Origin of the sequence: Aliisedimentitalea scapharcae, from assembly GCF_045277565.1 — a bacterium.
GTDB classification, from domain to species: domain Bacteria; phylum Pseudomonadota; class Alphaproteobacteria; order Rhodobacterales; family Rhodobacteraceae; genus Aliisedimentitalea; species Aliisedimentitalea scapharcae.
Window position 1 is genome coordinate 50,882 of the sequence record NZ_CP123584.1, and the last position, 16,234, is coordinate 67,115.

At 57.2% G+C, this 16,234-nt stretch carries 19 protein-coding genes; 4 read left to right on the plus strand and 15 right to left on the minus strand.

Going from position 1 to position 16,234, the window contains the following annotated elements; genetic code table 11:
* Positions 1 to 101: 101 nt before the first annotated feature.
* From QEZ52_RS00215 to QEZ52_RS00250, 8 genes are all read right to left on the minus strand, one after another.
* On the minus strand, positions 102 to 407 hold the full coding sequence (locus QEZ52_RS00215) for a hypothetical protein (RefSeq protein ID WP_406646830.1): 306 nt from the start codon (positions 405 to 407) through the stop codon (positions 102 to 104).
* 63 nt (positions 408 to 470) lie between these two features.
* The gene (locus QEZ52_RS00220) at positions 471 to 830 is read right to left on the minus strand and encodes a hypothetical protein (RefSeq protein WP_406646832.1); all 360 of its coding nucleotides are present in this window, start codon (positions 828 to 830) and stop codon (positions 471 to 473) included.
* Between the two features lies 1 nt (position 831).
* Positions 832 to 1,518 carry a TIGR02594 family protein gene (locus QEZ52_RS00225; protein WP_406646834.1) on the minus strand — a complete coding sequence of 229 codons (687 nt, stop codon included), beginning with the start codon at positions 1,516 to 1,518 and terminating at the stop codon, positions 832 to 834.
* Positions 1,519 to 1,634: 116 nt separating this feature from the next.
* Entirely contained in the window at positions 1,635 to 2,000 is a 366-nt protein-coding gene (locus QEZ52_RS00230; protein ID WP_406646836.1) for a hypothetical protein, read from the minus strand.
* Between the two features lie 29 nt (positions 2,001 to 2,029).
* Entirely contained in the window at positions 2,030 to 2,638 is a 609-nt protein-coding gene (locus QEZ52_RS00235; RefSeq protein ID WP_406646838.1) for a hypothetical protein, read from the minus strand.
* A 10-nt stretch (positions 2,639 to 2,648) separates the two neighbouring features.
* A complete protein-coding gene (locus QEZ52_RS00240; RefSeq protein WP_406646840.1) occupies positions 2,649 to 3,149 on the minus strand; it encodes a hypothetical protein in 501 nt (166 codons plus the stop codon).
* Complete coding sequence (locus QEZ52_RS00245; RefSeq protein WP_406646842.1) at positions 3,149 to 4,066, minus strand: hypothetical protein; 918 nt, start codon at positions 4,064 to 4,066, stop codon at positions 3,149 to 3,151. The genes QEZ52_RS00240 and QEZ52_RS00245 overlap by 1 nt, the downstream gene beginning before the upstream one ends.
* Positions 4,063 to 9,927 carry a phage tail tape measure protein gene (locus QEZ52_RS00250; protein WP_406646844.1) on the minus strand — a complete coding sequence of 1,955 codons (5,865 nt, stop codon included), beginning with the start codon at positions 9,925 to 9,927 and terminating at the stop codon, positions 4,063 to 4,065. Before QEZ52_RS00250 ends, QEZ52_RS00245 begins: the two co-directional genes overlap by 4 nt.
* A gap of 72 nt (positions 9,928 to 9,999) precedes the next feature.
* Here QEZ52_RS00250 and QEZ52_RS00255 point away from each other — a divergent pair, with 72 nt between their 5' ends.
* The 4 genes from QEZ52_RS00255 to QEZ52_RS00270 all read left to right on the plus strand — a co-directional run bounded on the left by QEZ52_RS00255 (position 10,000) and on the right by QEZ52_RS00270 (position 11,366).
* Positions 10,000 to 10,443, plus strand: coding sequence for a hypothetical protein (locus QEZ52_RS00255; protein ID WP_406646846.1), 444 nt, complete (start codon positions 10,000 to 10,002; stop codon positions 10,441 to 10,443).
* Between the two features lie 103 nt (positions 10,444 to 10,546).
* A complete protein-coding gene (locus tag QEZ52_RS00260) occupies positions 10,547 to 10,828 on the plus strand; it encodes a type II toxin-antitoxin system RelE/ParE family toxin (protein ID WP_406646848.1) in 282 nt (93 codons plus the stop codon).
* A 33-nt stretch (positions 10,829 to 10,861) separates the two neighbouring features.
* Complete coding sequence (locus QEZ52_RS00265) at positions 10,862 to 11,155, plus strand: HigA family addiction module antitoxin (protein ID WP_406646850.1); 294 nt, start codon at positions 10,862 to 10,864, stop codon at positions 11,153 to 11,155.
* Between the two features lie 16 nt (positions 11,156 to 11,171).
* Positions 11,172 to 11,366 carry a hypothetical protein gene (locus QEZ52_RS00270; protein ID WP_406646852.1) on the plus strand — a complete coding sequence of 65 codons (195 nt, stop codon included), beginning with the start codon at positions 11,172 to 11,174 and terminating at the stop codon, positions 11,364 to 11,366.
* 427 nt (positions 11,367 to 11,793) lie between these two features.
* On the opposite strand, the gene QEZ52_RS00275 is transcribed toward QEZ52_RS00270, so the two are convergent.
* From QEZ52_RS00275 to QEZ52_RS00305, 7 genes are all read right to left on the minus strand, one after another.
* Positions 11,794 to 12,315, minus strand: coding sequence for a hypothetical protein (locus QEZ52_RS00275; RefSeq protein WP_406646854.1), 522 nt, complete (start codon positions 12,313 to 12,315; stop codon positions 11,794 to 11,796).
* 92 nt (positions 12,316 to 12,407) lie between these two features.
* Entirely contained in the window at positions 12,408 to 12,896 is a 489-nt protein-coding gene (locus tag QEZ52_RS00280; protein WP_406646856.1) for a hypothetical protein, read from the minus strand.
* A 104-nt stretch (positions 12,897 to 13,000) separates the two neighbouring features.
* On the minus strand, positions 13,001 to 13,192 hold the full coding sequence (locus tag QEZ52_RS00285) for a hypothetical protein (RefSeq protein WP_406646858.1): 192 nt from the start codon (positions 13,190 to 13,192) through the stop codon (positions 13,001 to 13,003).
* Positions 13,193 to 13,223: 31 nt separating this feature from the next.
* Positions 13,224 to 13,622, minus strand: coding sequence for a phage tail terminator-like protein (locus QEZ52_RS00290; RefSeq protein WP_406646860.1), 399 nt, complete (start codon positions 13,620 to 13,622; stop codon positions 13,224 to 13,226).
* Positions 13,619 to 14,068, minus strand: coding sequence for a hypothetical protein (locus QEZ52_RS00295; protein ID WP_406646862.1), 450 nt, complete (start codon positions 14,066 to 14,068; stop codon positions 13,619 to 13,621). The genes QEZ52_RS00290 and QEZ52_RS00295 overlap by 4 nt, the downstream gene beginning before the upstream one ends.
* Positions 14,069 to 14,073: 5 nt before the next feature.
* The gene (locus QEZ52_RS00300; protein ID WP_406646864.1) at positions 14,074 to 14,250 is read right to left on the minus strand and encodes a hypothetical protein; all 177 of its coding nucleotides are present in this window, start codon (positions 14,248 to 14,250) and stop codon (positions 14,074 to 14,076) included.
* Complete coding sequence (locus QEZ52_RS00305; protein WP_406646866.1) at positions 14,247 to 16,034, minus strand: hypothetical protein; 1,788 nt, start codon at positions 16,032 to 16,034, stop codon at positions 14,247 to 14,249. Before QEZ52_RS00305 ends, QEZ52_RS00300 begins: the two co-directional genes overlap by 4 nt.
* Positions 16,035 to 16,234 lie beyond the last annotated feature (200 nt).

Sequence of the window (16,234 nt, forward strand, 5' to 3'; positions counted from 1 at the left end):
CTGCTTTGTGCAGAGAAATCCAGCCAGCGCAGGTTCAGTGAACCAAAAAGCAAACCCTAGAAAAGCAAAAAGCCCCGGCCTTTCGACCGGGGTTCTTTTGTTTAGGTTGGATCACCATCAGGCGGCGGGGCTTCGGTTAGCCGCTCAAATGATTGGCCCGAGGCAACCAGACAAGTAAGCCCGCCGGGCATTGTGACCGTGATTGTCCAAGATCCGGTTTCGGTCGATGCAAACACTTCGACCACGGCCCCTTGGGCCCCCAGGCCGATGCTTTGTCGGGTTTCGCCGAACCCCTGGGCAAGCCGGTCCACCACGACATGGCGCGGTGCGCAATTGCGGCCTTGGGCAATCGCTGAACTCGAAGCGGCAACGATTGCGAACAGCCAGGCGATAAGAAACTGTCTCACGCATATTCACCCCCTTTCGGATGGTTGGTCGCGCAGGGACCGGCGCGCGACGGGCCGGAGTTGTCAAGAAAGCTTGGCTTCGATCCGTTCCAGCGCTTCGTTCGCATAGCGTTCGGCCAAACGGCGCAGAATAAAATTGTCAGGCCCAAAATGACTGATTGCTTGGGGAACAGAAACGCGGGCATACCCGATCGCCTTTTGAACCAGCATTTCCTTGGCTTCGTCGGGCCCCTCTTTGATAGCGGCTAGAACACCGGTCATGATGGCGCTGTGCAGGGCCTCACGGTGGCGGGCCTCGATGTCCAGGCCAGTCTTGCGCCGGATCAGATTGGACACATAGACGATGACAGCCATCAGCAGAACGCTCAGGGCCTCAAGGATGGTTGGTTCCAGTTGGTCGAACAGATGGGAAAGAAAGTCCATTTCAAGCCTCATTGGTTGTGATTGGGACGCCCTTGGACGTCAGGAACACCCGGCGTCCGGTGACGGGTTCACCATCGGGCCAGCGCGCGGAGAGCAGGCGGGATTTGGCAACACGGGTCACAGTCACAGCGTTCGACTGGTTGCCGCCCAGAACGTGAAAGTGGGTGTCGTCTTCCCCGTGGTAGAAGCCGACGTGCCCCGCCCAATGGTGTTTCGAGATCCGCCAAAATACGAGACAAGAGCCGAACACCGGGTCCGACGCCTTGCCCCAATGTTGCCAGTTGCGCGCACCCAGCGGATTTTCGGGCAACGCAATGTCAGGCCGCCATTTGCGAAAACAGGTTGCTGTGAATGCGCCGCACCACGGAATGTCGCGCGGGTCTATCCAGCTGACAGACTTGTCAAACCACTTGCGCAGCTGGGCCGTGTTGCGCTGTTCGTGTAGCCCCCGGATCTTGGCCGCTTCCGCCATCCAAGGAACAGTCTGTCGCTCCTGTTCTTCTTTCGGTGTTTCGGTCAGGGCCGCCAAGGTCAAAGGTCCGATGAAAGGCCGCGAGCGAAACCCAATGGAGCGTTTGAATTCGACCACCGCCGCATCCGTGCGGGGGCCGCGCACACCGTCAATAGGCCCTGGGTTGAAACCAAGCACCTTGAGCCGGGTTTGAACCCAGCGATAATCAATGTTCATGGGATTTCTCCGATGTCAGGGGGTGATAGGAAGAAACAGCCACCCCAGGAACAACCAGAGCAGCACAGACGCCAGAACGCGCGCCTTGCGGTATCGTTGCGACCGGAAGAAGCGTTTCACTTTCCACCCCCGATCTTTTTTGCCAGTCGGGCCCGGATCAAAGAGCGAGCAAATCCAAAGACATCATGGGCAACATAGGCAATGGAAAACGCCAGCAGCACGACAATGATCGGGTGACTGAAATCATATTCCTGTTCCAGCTTCATCGCCGCCAATGGTGCAGCCATAACACCGAACACGACGTTGAAACCCAGCAAGGCGACCACGTTACGCGGCCTGCGATTTTCCAGTTCCAGAACTGCCAATGCCGCACCGATACAGGCAAACACGACGGCTGTACCCGAAAGCCCCATCTGTGCCAGCCAGGTTATGGCCACGCTAAATGACCCCGCCGCCAGCGAGCCTACCGTTTCAATTTTCATGGAATTACTCCGCTAAGATCAGCGCTTGATCAGTACCGTTCGGCCAATTCTGCCACACCTTCCGGCACATCCGGCCAGTTCGGCTCATCGCCCGCCATCGCTGCGCGCCGTCCTTCGACCTTTGTCGCTTCGATCCACTGCTGACCGGCAACAAACGTGGCCTTTTCCTGTGCGCTCAGGGCTTCTGCTAGACCCGCAGCCAAAAGGCTGGTTTGCGCGCTCTGATCAATTACCGAGAAAATACGCGCCCGAACTCGCATTTTGATGTCATCGGCGCGTTTTGTTGCGGCTTCGATTACCTTGTCCTCTGCCGTGATCAGCTTGGAAAGATCGATGATGATGCGACCTGCCCCCTCTGGGACTGAGCGCCCGCTATCATCAAGGACGATAGATGCAGGCACACGTTCATCTTCCGTCGCCCCGATCCCGTAGGGCCGAACCAAGGTGAGAGACACCACGCCGCCGATCCGCTCGATATCGCTGGCGAGCCAGGCGCAATCGACGGCAGCCCTGGGCAATGTTGCACCTTCCAGCACACCCGATGTGTCAAGAACCTCGCCATTGATAATGAGGTTGTCCCCTGACCGGCTGACCTCCCAAACGTCGTCGCCACGAATTGGTGTGAAATTGATGTTCATGATTGTCCCCTTATGCCCATAGACCGATTGCCATAATCGAAACATCTGGGGACACGGTGTCCGCACCCGCTTCGCTCCACGAATGAACCGAGCAGCTGATTGATCCGCCCCCGTCGATCAAGGCGGCGATGATCCGCGCATCCGTCGCGAAGCGCGACATAGCCGTGATCGCGGGCGCATATGAGGACACGTTAAACGTGGCCGGAAATGTCCAAGTCGCCGCGGCTGCACTCACCGTGGAAAAATTGTTGTTCCAACAGATCTGGGTACCATCGGCAAAACGAACATAGTTGCCATTTGCATTTGCTCCCTGCTCAAACAGCGCGCCATTCGGGTTGCCCCCCGACATCGACACCGTGCCGAGAACGTTGAAGAACTCAGCGGCAGACAGGTTTGACCATTCGGTGATGAAGGTAGAGAACCAAGCGACAAAGGCATCAGACCGAGAAGGAAAGGTGCCTGGGTCAGATAGTGATGGCGCAGTGGGGGGAGGCGTCAGTCCTAAAGGCATCAAACAAGCCCTTCTATTTCAAGTGTTGCAAAGGATGTTCCGCCATGGCCGAGCGGAACAGAGTAGTTCTGGAAGAACCCGAACACCGTTGTTCCAAATTCGGTCATATCGTCGTTGGCGAAATAGACAGATGGCGTCGCCCTGATGCCATCAAGAACCCGCTTGATCCGACGCGCATCTCGGGTCGGAAAAGAGAACTGGAAATCAACCGTGTCAGCAAAAGGCTTCTCGATTAGGATTGCGTTCCCAAAGGTGTCTCGCTCTTTTGTCGAGAAATCCTCACTCCCGATTCCAGTTCCATCAAGCGTGGTGCCGAGGTTATGTACGCGACCCAACACGATCTGACCGACACTGGCCGTCCCGGTTGGGGCGGAGATGGTTATGTCGATACGATGCCCCGAGTAACCCGGCACCCCAGTGAACAGGGCCTCACTGTCATAAATGCCGTCCCAAGTGAAATATTCGAACCAGTCGACTATCTCTGTGTCGTCAACGAGGTCATGGGTTTCATCAAAGACCTCGGTCAAACCCGCGTCATAGATCTGCACCCGAACGCTCTCGGCATCCAACCCGAAGAACGCGATGCCAGTAACAAGCGACGATGGCGTAATCTGATACGTGATCGATGTTGCCTTGCTGACGGTATCGGCGATTTTGCGGTCGAACGGTTTGAACCGATCGGTTGCGCCGATTTCAATCCAGTTGGTTCCGTCATCAGCTGAGGGATCATTGCCCAGGTTGGATCCCAACTGGCTTTCAAACACCGTGCGATATGCCTTGCCTGACAGGCCCGTCATATAGACCTGATCGTTTGCGGCATAGGTGGTGCCAGCATCCCACACAGGATGTACCGTGGCCGCGATGTTGGTTGACGTCACCTCAGAATCGGTGACGGACATCGGAGCGATTACTTTCATGTCGTCTCCACCTTCAAGCTGCCGGGCGACCGTTTGAACTCACTCAAAATGCTCGCTGACTTCCTGGTGTTCCGGGCATTATCCAAACCCAATTGACGTTGCTCATCGCGCAGCGCTGCCAGTTCCTTTTCGATCCGTTCATTCTGTCGGCGAAGTTCACGAAGTTCAGAAACCATAGGGTTCGCGCCACCATTCGCATGGTCAATTACGGTTTCCTGCGGGTGCAGCATCGCCATAAAGCCACCCTTCCCATCCAGACCACCAGAACGGGGAGCATAGCCAGTGAAGCCGCCACCATCGAAACTTGGGTAACCTCCAAGACTGATGACCTGTTGGCGAAGCGCTTCAACTTTGCCTAATGAAAACCCCATATTGGCATTGGCACGGGCCATGAGATCATTCAGACCACCGACACCGTAAAACGATTGCGCAAAGGCCTGTGTATTCCCGCCCGCGATCGACGCCCCATTGAAATTGATCTTGCCATCCGGGCCGATAAACATGTGTGCCGCATTGCCAGATGCATCAAGGATCTGGGTGCCGGTCTGCTGCATCAGCGCGTTTGTCTGCCCGACCAGAGACTGCGCCCAGGTCTGATTGCTGGCCAATTGGTTCTGATACGCCCCCGCTGCCCCGGTGATGTCGCTGATCAGTGCCTGTTTCTGTTCCTCTCGCAGCCGCTGGCCCGCAAGTTCGCCCCGCAGGGCGTCCAAAGCGCCCCGCAGGTTGTTCATTGGATTGCTCAGCAGATTGGTTGACGCGCTGTTGTACCAGTTGCGGAACGTGTTTTCCGGGTCCAGGACAATGCTGCTGGCCAGTGTGATTGTCCCCGTGGTCGCGCCGGTGATCCCATCCAGGATGGCACGTTGCGGCACAGACAGCGCGCCGATATCGACCCGCCCCCGAATGATCCGGTCAATCGCCCCGGCCCCGGCTGAAATCTGATCCAAGAAAGCACGGTCCCACTCCGTGATATTTTGCCCGTGGATGCCAGCGCGGATCGAACGTTCTGTCAGTCCCGGCCCCATGCCGATTTGATCCAAGAACAAACTCTCCCACTGGGTGATGTTTTGCTTATGAATGCCTGCGCGAATACTACGCTCGACAGCGCCGGGGCCCATGCCAATCTGATTGAGAAACCGATCTTCCCACGGGGTTATACTATGGTGGTGGATGCCGGCGCGAATGGACCGATCGACCCGCCCCGGCCCGATTGCCAGCTGATCCAGCACCCGCAGTCCGATCGGACTAATTCGACCAGGGTTTACGGCCGCTTGGATGGTGCGCAACGTAGTGGTGCCAGTTTCAGTCAACAGTGCCCGCTCAGCCGATGTGACCGATTGAGGAAACACCGCCGCGATGGTGATTGCCCGCGCAGCCGACGTGTTGGCATCCAGTAACAGCCGTTTGATCTGTGGCGTCTGCCCCGAGGCCAGAACCCCCGAGATATTGGCGGCATAAACCCCCTGCTGTGCCAACAGGATCCGCCGCGCCGCGCCCCCCAGATCAAAGGCCGATCTGATCATGGTCGCATAGCCGCCCGATTGGGTCACGACGATCCGGCGCACCGCCTCCGAAATCGACGGATCCAAAGCCCCGGTGACTGCAACCGCGTAATTGCCAACCCCCGACAGGGCCAGCCGCAGCGCATCCGAATTCGACCCCAGACGGTCCAGCGCCACATTCACCGTGCGGCTCAACTCGCTGTTGCCGGTCAGGGCAATCAGACGGGTTTCAGCGTCCAGATCCCGCGTCACAAAGAATCGGACGTTCTTGCGCAGCTCAGACGTGGTGGCCAGCGCCAGTTGACGCATATCCGCAGCCAGCGGATTGCGCACCAGAAAGTCCAGCGACTTGATATGTTCGGACGCGCCGTTGATCGCCAGCCACTTTTCAGGCGCGGGCAACTGCGATCGCACGACAAAATCAATGTGGCTGGTGATCCCCTCTGCGGATTGTGCGATCAGCGTCTGCATCCAAGGCGAAATCGTCGCCGTGGGCAACAGATCCACCGTCACGTTCAGACGCTCTTTCAGATAGTCATAGCTGAACTGTTCCGCCTCACGAATGGCCCCTTCCAACCCGCCAAGCGCGGTGTCGAACTGCGCCAATGTCCCGTCAAAATCGCGGGCCAGCGCCTGAATACTGATATCCAGCGCCCCGATCTGGTCATTGGTCAGCCCTTCGAGTTGCAGGAAGTTGCCCAGGTTCGTCAGAACGTCGATCTGCTGTTCATACAGCGTGGTCAGAACATCCTTGTTCGCGCCTTCCAGTTCGGACAGGCCAGCCAGGAAATTCACTTGACCCTGCACCTGCGCCGCGATCCGGCGATACTCCAAGGCACTAGATGCCCCGGCCAGTTCGCCGGTCAGCAGCGCCTTGGCCAGACCCGGAATATCGCGCGCCGCGTCCACATTCCCCCCGCGCGCCAGACCGAATGCGGTCTGGAACTGGTTTCGGTTCACGGCCAGCGCCTGTTGACGGGTGGCCGAGGTCAGATCCGAATTGACCAGATCAGACAGGAAGTCCCGCAAGGTGGTTGCCGTGCGATACCAGAGGTTCGCCGCCGAATTGGTCGTTCGCGCATTCTCGCGCGCGGCATCCATCATCGACCCGACCTCGCCACCAATGGTGGTCAGGATCCCGGTCATCTCCAACGTGAACTGCGCCACCTGCGGCAACACCTCATCCATGGCGCCCGACATTTGCAGCAACTGCGCATAAAGCGCGCGGCCTGACTCTGTGGTCAGATCCTGCACCCCGACCAACGCCCGGAATTGCTCCCGACTTTGGGGCATGGCGACATTCATATCGGCAAAGGTCGCGCGCAGTCGGCGCAACACCGTTTCGTTGCGCTCCGCTTCGGAATAGAACGCCTGCCAGTAGGTCGAGACACTGGCCGTCATCGCCTCAACACCACCGAACTGATCCACCAGCTGCGACGCCCGATCCGCGCCAGCCAACCCGGCAGTGAACAGCCGGTGCCCCAGCAGGTCCAGACCGTCGTTCGCAGCGCTCAGGCCGCCCGACAGACGGGTCAACGTGTCCATTGCCCCCTCACCTGCCCGGCTGAACTCTGTGGTGCCCAGGACAAGCATAGCCATGTCCTCAGACGCCGCTTCAACATGCGTGTTCAGTTCGGCTTGGATCTGCGCGGCGTCCTTGCCGTTCGTCCACAACGTAAACTGTTCATCGTTGAAATCGGCCAGTGCCGCAGACGATAGCCCCAACACAACCGCCGCCGAGGTCAGCCCCTTGGTGACACCGGACATGGCGGTGTCGAGCAGGGTCTGAACCTCGCCGGGAACATCCTTGAACACCGCCTTGTTGCTGCGGAACGCACCGCCTTTGTAGAAATCAAAGCTGGTGCCGTCGAACCCGTCGCTGCCCAATGTGCCGCGCAAGGCCGTGCCGGCATATTTCCGGCTGAACGCCTTGGACAACAGGGCAATGCCCCCCAGGACAATCCCAATCGCGGGCAACGCCGCGCCGATCGCGCCAGCACCGCCAACAGATCCGGTCGCCAAGCCGCCCAGATTGGCAAAGCTGGACCCGATACCACCACCGGACAACACCCCACCAATGCCCTGCCCCACGCCGCCCAGGAAGCTACCGCCGCCAAGCAAGCCGGAACCAACATTCCCCAGCAAACCGCCCAACAAACCGCCACCGGAACCACCGGAACCACCGCCAAGAACACCAGAAGCAACAGAGCCAGCCGACACGGTACCACCCAGACCAAGACCAACCATGATCCTGTTCCGGGCTGCTAGGCTGATCATTTGAGACAGCATGCGCTTGAAGCTGTTGAGAACCCCGTCCTTGAAGCTCTCAAAGTCATCAAAGCCGGAGACCACAAAGTCCCCCCAGGCATCAGTCACGCTCCCAATCCCACCGACAACATTGTTTTGCAAACTGTCAGCATAGGCTTGAGCGGCCTTCGCAGCGTCAGTCAGCTCAATCTTGTTCTTCGACAAGCCGCCGGTCAGGCCTTTCACTCCGTCGACAGAAACCTTGATCTGGCTGTTGAGCACCTTGCTCTTTTTCGTCATCACCTCAGTGTTCTGCATCACTCGGTTGGCGGCTTGATCCCGAGCAACTAGGGAGTTTTGATAGGCCTGTTCCGAAACTGTCAGGCGCGATTGTGCTCCATGCAGTTTGGCAGACATTTTGGCCTGCTCTTCCACGGTCAAATTGCGCAAATGGCCGTTGTCGACCATCTGTTGGACGCGTTCGGCTTCACCAGTCATAGTCGCCAGCTGAGCCGCGGCAGCTTCCCGGGCTGCTTTGGCCAACTGGAAATAATCGTTGGCAGCTTCGAGTGCCGCCTGACCAGCCATTGGCGCATAAGTTGCTGCAAAAGCAGCCAATTGCGTGTTGGCCGCATCTTGGGCCGCCCGCACTTCATCCATGGAAACCTCTGCAGTGTCCATCTGCGGGCCGAACTTGATCAGAGCCGCCCCGGCGGCTGCAACCAACCCCGCCAAAAGCCCCCATGGTCCCAGAGCGACCGTAACTGCGACGCCCATAGCGTAGGCCGAACTCGCTGCGGTCCCCATTAGGGTTACCATTGTTCCCAGAGAACCAATCATCATCGGGATCTGAGTGCCCACCAAGCCTGCGGCTGCAACAGTGATCAGATCAATGTTATCGGCAACAAAAGCCCCTGTGGTCACCACAGCTTCCAGTGCAGGCACAACAACGGTCAGTGCCGCGTTGCCCAACAGCAGTAGAGCATCCCGGCCGGCGGCTGTTGCCTTGGACCACCGTTGGTCAAGGCTGTTGCTCATCTTCTCGAACGCCGCAGCAGTCAGACCTGATTTATTGCTCATATCGTCAAGGATCTGGTTAAATGCCGCGCCCGCGCCGCCTGAGAACGCCAGAACAGCGTTCAGAGCCTCAACCGATCCGAACAGTTGCGCCAAGGCCGCCTCAGATCCGCCGGTCTTGGTGATCACATTTTCGAGGAAGCCGGAGAAACCTTGAGCCTTTAGAGCGTTCACATCGAACTGAATGCCCAATGCGGCCGCCACATCCGTTGCCTGCTTGGTAGGCGCAATCACTGACGCAATAGTTTGACGAATGCCCGTGGCGGCCATGGCAGTAGATTGACCTTGAGTGGTCAGGGCCGCCATTCCGCCGGTCAGTTCGTCAAAGGACACCCCAGCCGAAGAAGCAATCGGAACAACCGTGCCCAGGTTGGCCGACAGCTCTCCGATGGTGGTCTTGCCAGCGCGCATTGCTGCAAACATCGCGTCCGACGCTTGCAGGGCAGTCAGCCCCTGCGCTGAATAGGCATTGGTGGCAGTTGTGAGGGCATCGGTTGCAGTCACAACATCTGTCACACCGCCGATAGCAAGACGGTTTGATGCATCCAGCAACTGTGCTGCATCTTTGACTGTCCCAGCACCCGCCGAAATCGCTTGATAGAAGCCTCGCACCTGTACCGCGGCATCAGAACCATAGGCTACACCCATCCGGCGCGCCTCGGTTGTCAACAGGGCCATCTGTTGCGGTGTGCCTTTGATCAGGGTTGACGTCTCGGCCAGGGCAGAATTGAAATCCCGCGCCATAGTGACGCCTTGGCCGATGGTTTGAATGCTGGCATAGGCCGTGACCATTCCGACAACAGCTTGTGCGGCTTGTTTCATTCCGAGGCTCATAGCCTTGGCGTCAACACCCGCTGCCTTGAACTTTGGACGTGCGCGATCTGTGGCCTTCCCCGCCTTATCAACTCCTTTTGCAAGATCATCCGCTGCGTCATCCGCGCGGTCTGCTGCATCGGCAAGTTTGTCCAGGTCCTTTTCCGCGTCTTTGAGTTCCCGCGTTTCGGCCCCAAAGGAAAGTTCAGCGAAGTTCATGCACAATCTCCCGAGATTGCAGAAACGCCAAAAGACCCGTAGCTTTCGCTCACAGGTTGATTGGAGTTATTGATGTTTAGATTTTTAGGTGCCCTGTGTGGGCTGGTATTGGTCCCTGTCGCCCCAGTTTTTGGCGAAGACATGGAGCTGAAGCTGAAGTTCAGCGAGCGTTATCTTGCTTGTGCACGGGAAAACCTTGGTGATGATCCCGCTAGGCTGGCTTGCTTCGATGAGTTAATGCGCGACCTTCCCAAATGGCTCGAAGAAGGATTTGTGCCGGTTGCCTCGTGTGAGATTGAGGATTGGAAAATGCAGTTGCGAGGCAACCTGCCTTACATGACAGGGGCCACGACCTGTCCTTCGGGAAGACTCACTTACAGGATGTACGATGGCGAAACAGGCGAGTTTGTGACATCAGGTTTCACCTATTTCGAAGGATACGCTTTTCGCGATTACCCAGACACCGAAGCGTGGCCAAATTCAGTGGATCTGAAGTACACGATTTCTGATCGGTAAGAGCGGCCCAAGAGCCGCTCCTGTGGTTTTCTCAGGCGGCTCCGTCAGAATTATTTTGTATCACCTCTTGATACATGTATCTTGGCGTGATACATACTTCCGCATGATACAGAGCACCACTGGCAAGCTGATCGAGCAGGTAATAAATGGCAAACCCGGAAAAGGGTTCCCTGCTTCTATCTTCAAAGTAGCCGTTCGCAAGGTAAGCATGTTGAGCGCTGCGACGTCGCTAGAAGATTTACGATCCCCACCAGCCAATCGATTGGAGAAATTGGCAGGGGACCGGGCAGACCAATACTCGATCCGCATCAACGACCAGTGGCGTATCTGTTTCAAGTGGACCGATAACGGGCCAGAGGATGTCGAAATCATCGACTACCACTGAGTCTGGTTCACTCGGAGAAGGAGAGAACCGATCATGAAGATGATGAATGCCGCCCACCCGGGCGAGATACTACAGTCTGAATTTATTGAGCCATATGGCTTGAGTTCCGGCCGCGTGGCGAAGGCACTGAGTTTGCCTCGCACTCGGATCGAACGCTTGGTTAAGGAAGAAACCGGCATGACAACCGATACCGCTGTGCGTCTGGCTAAGTTCTTCAGAACCTCCCCTATGTTCTGGATGAACCTCCAAACCCAATTTGATTTGGCTAAGACCGAGTGCGAGATCGATGTATCGTCTATCCCTCGCTACGAGGGGGCAGCGGCCTAAACCGGCTATCGAATCCATGACCCAGTTCACCATAGGCACCAAGGTTCTTGTCACGCTCTACGGTGACCTGGGTGAACTGCCTGGTGAGATCATGGACGGCCCGATCCAAAAGGACGGTCGATTGGTTGTGAAAATCCAGCACTCCGATTTTGAGAACTGGTATCCAGTAGAGCGGGTGAAACCGTTTCTTTCGATTGTCCCAGACACCTGACGCATATTGCGATACGGGTAGTGGTAAGAGGTGCCTCCGATACCGCGTATCACATATGCCTCTTACCCCTCCCGTTCACTTGGCATGATGCTGAGAGGCTTCGCGCCTTCTTCCAGCCCTCGCAAATAGGCTTTGCTCATCAAGAGCACCGCCCGCGTTTCCCATGGTTCCGATATGGTTTCGGTCAGAGAGACGTAGGCAAAGATGTCCATCCATTCGAGGGAGGCCACCCCCCGCATTGGGTCGGATTTGAGCGGCCCTGCGTCGAACAAGGCATCAAACAGATATCCGCCGGCATGAATTGGCAGGTAAGGCGGCTCCTTTCCCGCCTCCCTGTATTCGCTTGCCCGGGAAACTCTTGGCCGATCCGCTTTGTCGCCATGATCGATACACGCGTCCAGCCAACCGGCCTGGTGCGCCGCGTCGATCAGCCGCCCGAGGTTTCGCCCAAAAAACGGGCGCCATCCTGTGCCGCGTCAATGACCTGTTGGGCAAACGTCTTGTTGGTGATGTCGAACTGAGGGGCCCGGGTTTCATTGCCCTCGTCATCCTTGACCACAACTTGACGAACGTTCCCGTCAGCGTCCTTGGCAAAATCCATCTGTGGGAACGTCATGTTCAGGATTTCGCGGATCTGCTCTTCGGTCTCGACCGGCTTGTCGCCAAGTTCCATATTGCGGGCACTGATGATGAACGGCATGGCACCTTCAATCTGGGCGCTGTGCATCGCTTCCATCAAGGCGTCCCGGTCTTCATCATCGTCGGCGCTTTCCACCTTCTTCTGCATTTCCTTCAGGCGGGCCTGAACGGAGGGTGCCGCCGATCCGCGGACAACAAATCCCACTGGTTCGCCCTTCTCTTCGATCGGTTCATCGGTGAACGGGTGGCGCAGCTGCAGAAAGATACCGTCTTCGGCGCGTTTACGACCGTTGAATACTGACATGTCCATGGTGAATTCCTTTGGTTCCAGGTTCCTGATGGGTTGGGGAAAGCGGAACCACCTCCCTCCCCAACCCTGTATCCGCCCCGAGGGGAGGCGAATTAAGCGGGCTCGGTGCCTTCAACTGTGAAGTTGTTCTGCTTGAACGAGCAGGTCGCGCCCTTGTGGGTGTTGTCCGTGCCCTGGTTCTCTTCATGGCTGTGCAAGTAGCCCTGCGCGTATTTGACGGCATCGCCGGTCACCAGTGCCGGACCATCGCCGCTGTCAGTGCCAGAGCCTTCAGCGATTTTCAGGGACACCAGACCGTCCTTGTCATTGGCTTGCGTTTTCACGTTGCCTTGGCCCGTGTCACCGGAGATTTCGCGGGTGGTGAACTGGCTTTCTCGGCCCGATCCCGCCCCTTTGGTACCGGAAGTGAAGCCAGTGGCCAGATCCGGAACATCAGTGTTGCTGTGGGTGACGCCAAACACGGGAAGGGTCTGGATGCCTTTCACCTGAACCCAAGTCAGGGCCTCAAACCCGGTGGTGTCATTACTGGCGGGCAGCGCAGTTGCCATCCAGAGTGTCTTGCCGATGTGATTGTCGGTCATTGGTATGTCCTTTCCATGCAGAAAGACCCCGCTCGCGGGGCATCATGTTGAGATTGTTGGGAAGACCCGCTTTGGCGAAGTGCCAGCCCGCGAGCGGAGGGCTCTTAACCGGCGTCAGCCGCCGGATTTGCGCGCTGCCAGCCTTTGGCCAGCCAAGCGTCAATATCTTTTTCCAGAACTCGGGCAGTGGTACCAAGTACACCGTTTTTCCGGTTTTGGTTCACCAGGTCGACGCGCGCAGGCTTGCGTGTTGCCCGTGCCTTCGGCTTCGGCTGCTTGTCCGTTTCATCACCCATCAGGGCCTCCTTTCAGTTGCTGGGAATGGCCTCAAGAGGCCTGGTAATGGATTTGCACGGGCAGACGCCACAGCGCCCCGTCCCGGTACCCCTGGCCGACGAATGGCGGCCGCATGATAGTGATCTTGCCACCGGTAACATCCAGCTTGGTTGTTTTCCTGAAACGCGCCGCGATCAGATCCCCCTGGCGTTCGTTTGGCCGGGCCCATTCGTTGAGTTTGCCCACCACAGACACCTGCAGGTAGCCCCGTTTTATCTCTCCGTCCCCATTCAGCGTTCGATCAATGGAAGGCATACGCACCAGCTCATAAATCAGATAGGGCGGCTCTGGGAACTCGGCGTCCTTGTTCTCCCACATAATCGGGTAAACATCGGTCATTGCCTCAAGATGGGCCCCGAGAACATCCGAGATATCGGTTTCGTTGATCATTTTCCCCGTACCTCTCGCACCCGAGCTTCGACAAACTCAGGGAACCGGGCCACATTTGCACCGACGAAATGACGCCCGGCTTGATTGAACTTGCGCCCCAGTTCATCCGTGCCGGTGAACCCATGTTCAACCCGCATGGCGTATTCCATTGGCCAGGCGAACCGCATGCTGTCACCAAGATCAAAGTTCGCGATTACTGTCGTGTAACCATCAGGCCCTTCGGTTTCGCCGCCCCCATTCAGTGAGCTGGTCAGGGAGTTCACCAGATCAGCCGTCAGACCGACAGGAATTTTACCCTCTTCGAAACCATCCGCTCCCCGGGTAACGCCCAGCTGGGTTGTCTGCGCCGCCTCAACCACGTCCTGAATGGCTTCGGTCGCCACATAGCGCATATCTTCCTTGGCCACGTCTACAAAGGCGCGGACCTGATTTGCAAATTTACCCATTTCGTTCAGAAGTCGAATTCACCGGCATCTTCTTGATGCGCAAGCATTTCAGAAACAGAAGATGCGACCAGAGATTTGTCGGATCCGGTGTATTTCTCCAGGAGCGCATCAGCCTTTGCGCGCCGCTCAGACAGCGGGGCTTTCAAAACTTCTGCAAAAAGATCATCAGCAGTCATTTTCATTTGGCGTCGAACTCCTTGTAGATGCTCAACAAATCCGGATGAATACGGAAGTGGTTTTCTTCCCCAAGCATATAGAGCGCAAAGGTTTCGGCCACATATTCATGCGAAACTTGGCCCCCATACTTGGAAACGAGAAGCGGCCAGCCGCTTTTCATGACATCAGACTGGGCCAGAAAGGCATCTATCCGAATAGATATGCGCTCATCGATAAGATGCAAGACATGGCCAAACTCGTGGTAGATCGTTGAACGCTTCTGCTCGGCATGATCGGCCAAGATATTGACGGTCCAGTTATAGTCCGCCTCATCCATTTTTGCCGCACGTTCTTCAACCCGATTGTCCAGGGCACCTTTTGCTTTGAGCCGCTCCAAAGCATCCTTACGCTGCTTTGCGTACACGGGCGCATTCTTCTTGGCTATGTCACGCTGCTTCTCAGCCTCGAACTTCGAACCAAACCGCAATGGCAGGTGCAGGAGCGCGGTCCTCTTGCCGTTTTTCCTGCCTGGGACAATTGCCGCTTCAGCATTCGGGATCGGCCCCATCTTGAACCGAGTTGACGGGCCCACTGCCGCTAACGGTGACAACCCAAACCGCTCTGTCACTTCCTGAGCCGCTCGAAGCCCTGGGTTCAATGCTGCAGTCGATATCCCCTTCAGGTTCGCAACTTCTGCAATACCGGAGGAGATTACGAACTTCTCTGCTTCCCCGTGATTTCTCAACGGGGTGAAGTTCTCATAATTGAACCGCGCTTTTGGGGTAGAAGGGGCCCGTTTCACCCGCACCCGATAGAACGCCATGCAGTTGCAGCCCAAGGTGTGTTTGGCCGGCGCATTCTCATCGTGGGGGTGGCGCATCTTTGTTCCGTCCTGAAACTCAAAGCGTTCTCCCACTTCAATCACTGTGCCATCCATTGCCAAGTGATCTTGGCGCGGTTCCTTGGACCGGTTGTGTTGCCAACGGGCCGTGACAGTCTCCACATCCGGGCGTTCAAGGATCTGCAGCATGCCTTCCTCACGCCCTGCAGCAATGGCCTGTCTGGATTCCTGTTTGGCAATCACCTTGCCCCGGTACCCGAGCGCCTTGGATTTGTGCGCGGCGATGATCTGATCCAGTTCTTTGCCCTTGATCGCGCGGCCTTCTTTGATGGCTTTGATCACCTGTTTATCGAACCGGCGGTCACTGAGCTTGTATCGCGGCTTCCAGCGCCCGGTCTTTTTGTCCTTCACAAAATAATCCCGGATCCGGTCTGGGTCGGACAGGATCGAGCGGGCGTTTAAAACATGGTCGGTCTGGTCCGAATTGAGCCCCAGGAACCCACCGACCCGACGCTTGCCAACCTTCCGCCCGGTGATCTCGCGGGCTACGGCCAATGAAGACCGACCTTCCCGCAATCCAGTTTCGATCACGCGGCGGGCGACTTGCACGTTTTCCTCTGAGATCGACTGAATCAACTGGGCACCACGTTCCCGCACCCAAGCTTCGGCCCGTTCATGCCCCCCGTTGAAGGCGTAGACACCGCGCAGGCCCCGATTGCCGATTTCCTCGGCCAACTGCCCCCCGGAGACAAACCCCGCCCTTTGGGCCTCGTGAAGCGGCCACAGGTAGGATTGATCAATGCGCAGGATCTCCGCGGCCTCTGCTATCCGGCCCGCCTCGATCAGCTTCACCAGCTGGCGTTCGTCAACTGCAGTTGAAGCATTGGCCAAGGCATCTTCAAACGCGCGACGGATCTTTGGTTCCAGCTTTCGGATCATATCGCGAAAACGGGATTGTTGGGTGGCCATGCGGACCTCCCTGATTAGGGTTCAGATTGTCGGGTTAGAGATCAGCTTTGAGCAGCAAGCCCAAACAACAGACCCCAATAGAAAGAGATCATCATGTCCTGATCGGGGCGGAAGAACATTTCGCGCGGAAATGCTGCGACCGTCTCAGCCTTGTGCAGATCGCCAAGCTGCAGGTGACGTGCAACGCAGTAAGCCTGCGA

Excerpts from the sequence above, each read along its gene's own strand:
- QEZ52_RS00220 (WP_406646832.1), bottom strand. The coding sequence starts at position 830 with ATGGACTTTCTTTCCCATCTGTTCGACCAACTGGAACCAACCATCCTT.
- QEZ52_RS00225 (WP_406646834.1), bottom strand. The coding sequence starts at position 1,518 with ATGAACATTGATTATCGCTGGGTTCAAACCCGGCTCAAGGTGCTTGGT.
- QEZ52_RS00230 (WP_406646836.1), bottom strand. The coding sequence starts at position 2,000 with ATGAAAATTGAAACGGTAGGCTCGCTGGCGGCGGGGTCATTTAGCGTG.
- QEZ52_RS00235 (WP_406646838.1), bottom strand. The coding sequence starts at position 2,638 with ATGAACATCAATTTCACACCAATTCGTGGCGACGACGTTTGGGAGGTC.
- QEZ52_RS00240 (WP_406646840.1), bottom strand. The coding sequence starts at position 3,149 with ATGCCTTTAGGACTGACGCCTCCCCCCACTGCGCCATCACTATCTGAC.
- QEZ52_RS00245 (WP_406646842.1), bottom strand. The coding sequence starts at position 4,066 with ATGAAAGTAATCGCTCCGATGTCCGTCACCGATTCTGAGGTGACGTCA.
- QEZ52_RS00250 (WP_406646844.1), bottom strand. The coding sequence starts at position 9,927 with ATGAACTTCGCTGAACTTTCCTTTGGGGCCGAAACGCGGGAACTCAAA.
- QEZ52_RS00255 (WP_406646846.1), top strand. The coding sequence starts at position 10,000 with ATGTTTAGATTTTTAGGTGCCCTGTGTGGGCTGGTATTGGTCCCTGTC.
- QEZ52_RS00260 (WP_406646848.1), top strand. The coding sequence starts at position 10,547 with ATGATACAGAGCACCACTGGCAAGCTGATCGAGCAGGTAATAAATGGC.
- QEZ52_RS00265 (WP_406646850.1), top strand. The coding sequence starts at position 10,862 with ATGAAGATGATGAATGCCGCCCACCCGGGCGAGATACTACAGTCTGAA.
- QEZ52_RS00270 (WP_406646852.1), top strand. The coding sequence starts at position 11,172 with ATGACCCAGTTCACCATAGGCACCAAGGTTCTTGTCACGCTCTACGGT.
- QEZ52_RS00275 (WP_406646854.1), bottom strand. The coding sequence starts at position 12,315 with ATGGACATGTCAGTATTCAACGGTCGTAAACGCGCCGAAGACGGTATC.
- QEZ52_RS00280 (WP_406646856.1), bottom strand. The coding sequence starts at position 12,896 with ATGACCGACAATCACATCGGCAAGACACTCTGGATGGCAACTGCGCTG.
- QEZ52_RS00285 (WP_406646858.1), bottom strand. The coding sequence starts at position 13,192 with ATGGGTGATGAAACGGACAAGCAGCCGAAGCCGAAGGCACGGGCAACA.
- QEZ52_RS00290 (WP_406646860.1), bottom strand. The coding sequence starts at position 13,622 with ATGATCAACGAAACCGATATCTCGGATGTTCTCGGGGCCCATCTTGAG.
- QEZ52_RS00295 (WP_406646862.1), bottom strand. The coding sequence starts at position 14,068 with ATGGGTAAATTTGCAAATCAGGTCCGCGCCTTTGTAGACGTGGCCAAG.
- QEZ52_RS00300 (WP_406646864.1), bottom strand. The coding sequence starts at position 14,250 with ATGAAAATGACTGCTGATGATCTTTTTGCAGAAGTTTTGAAAGCCCCG.
- QEZ52_RS00305 (WP_406646866.1), bottom strand. The coding sequence starts at position 16,034 with ATGGCCACCCAACAATCCCGTTTTCGCGATATGATCCGAAAGCTGGAA.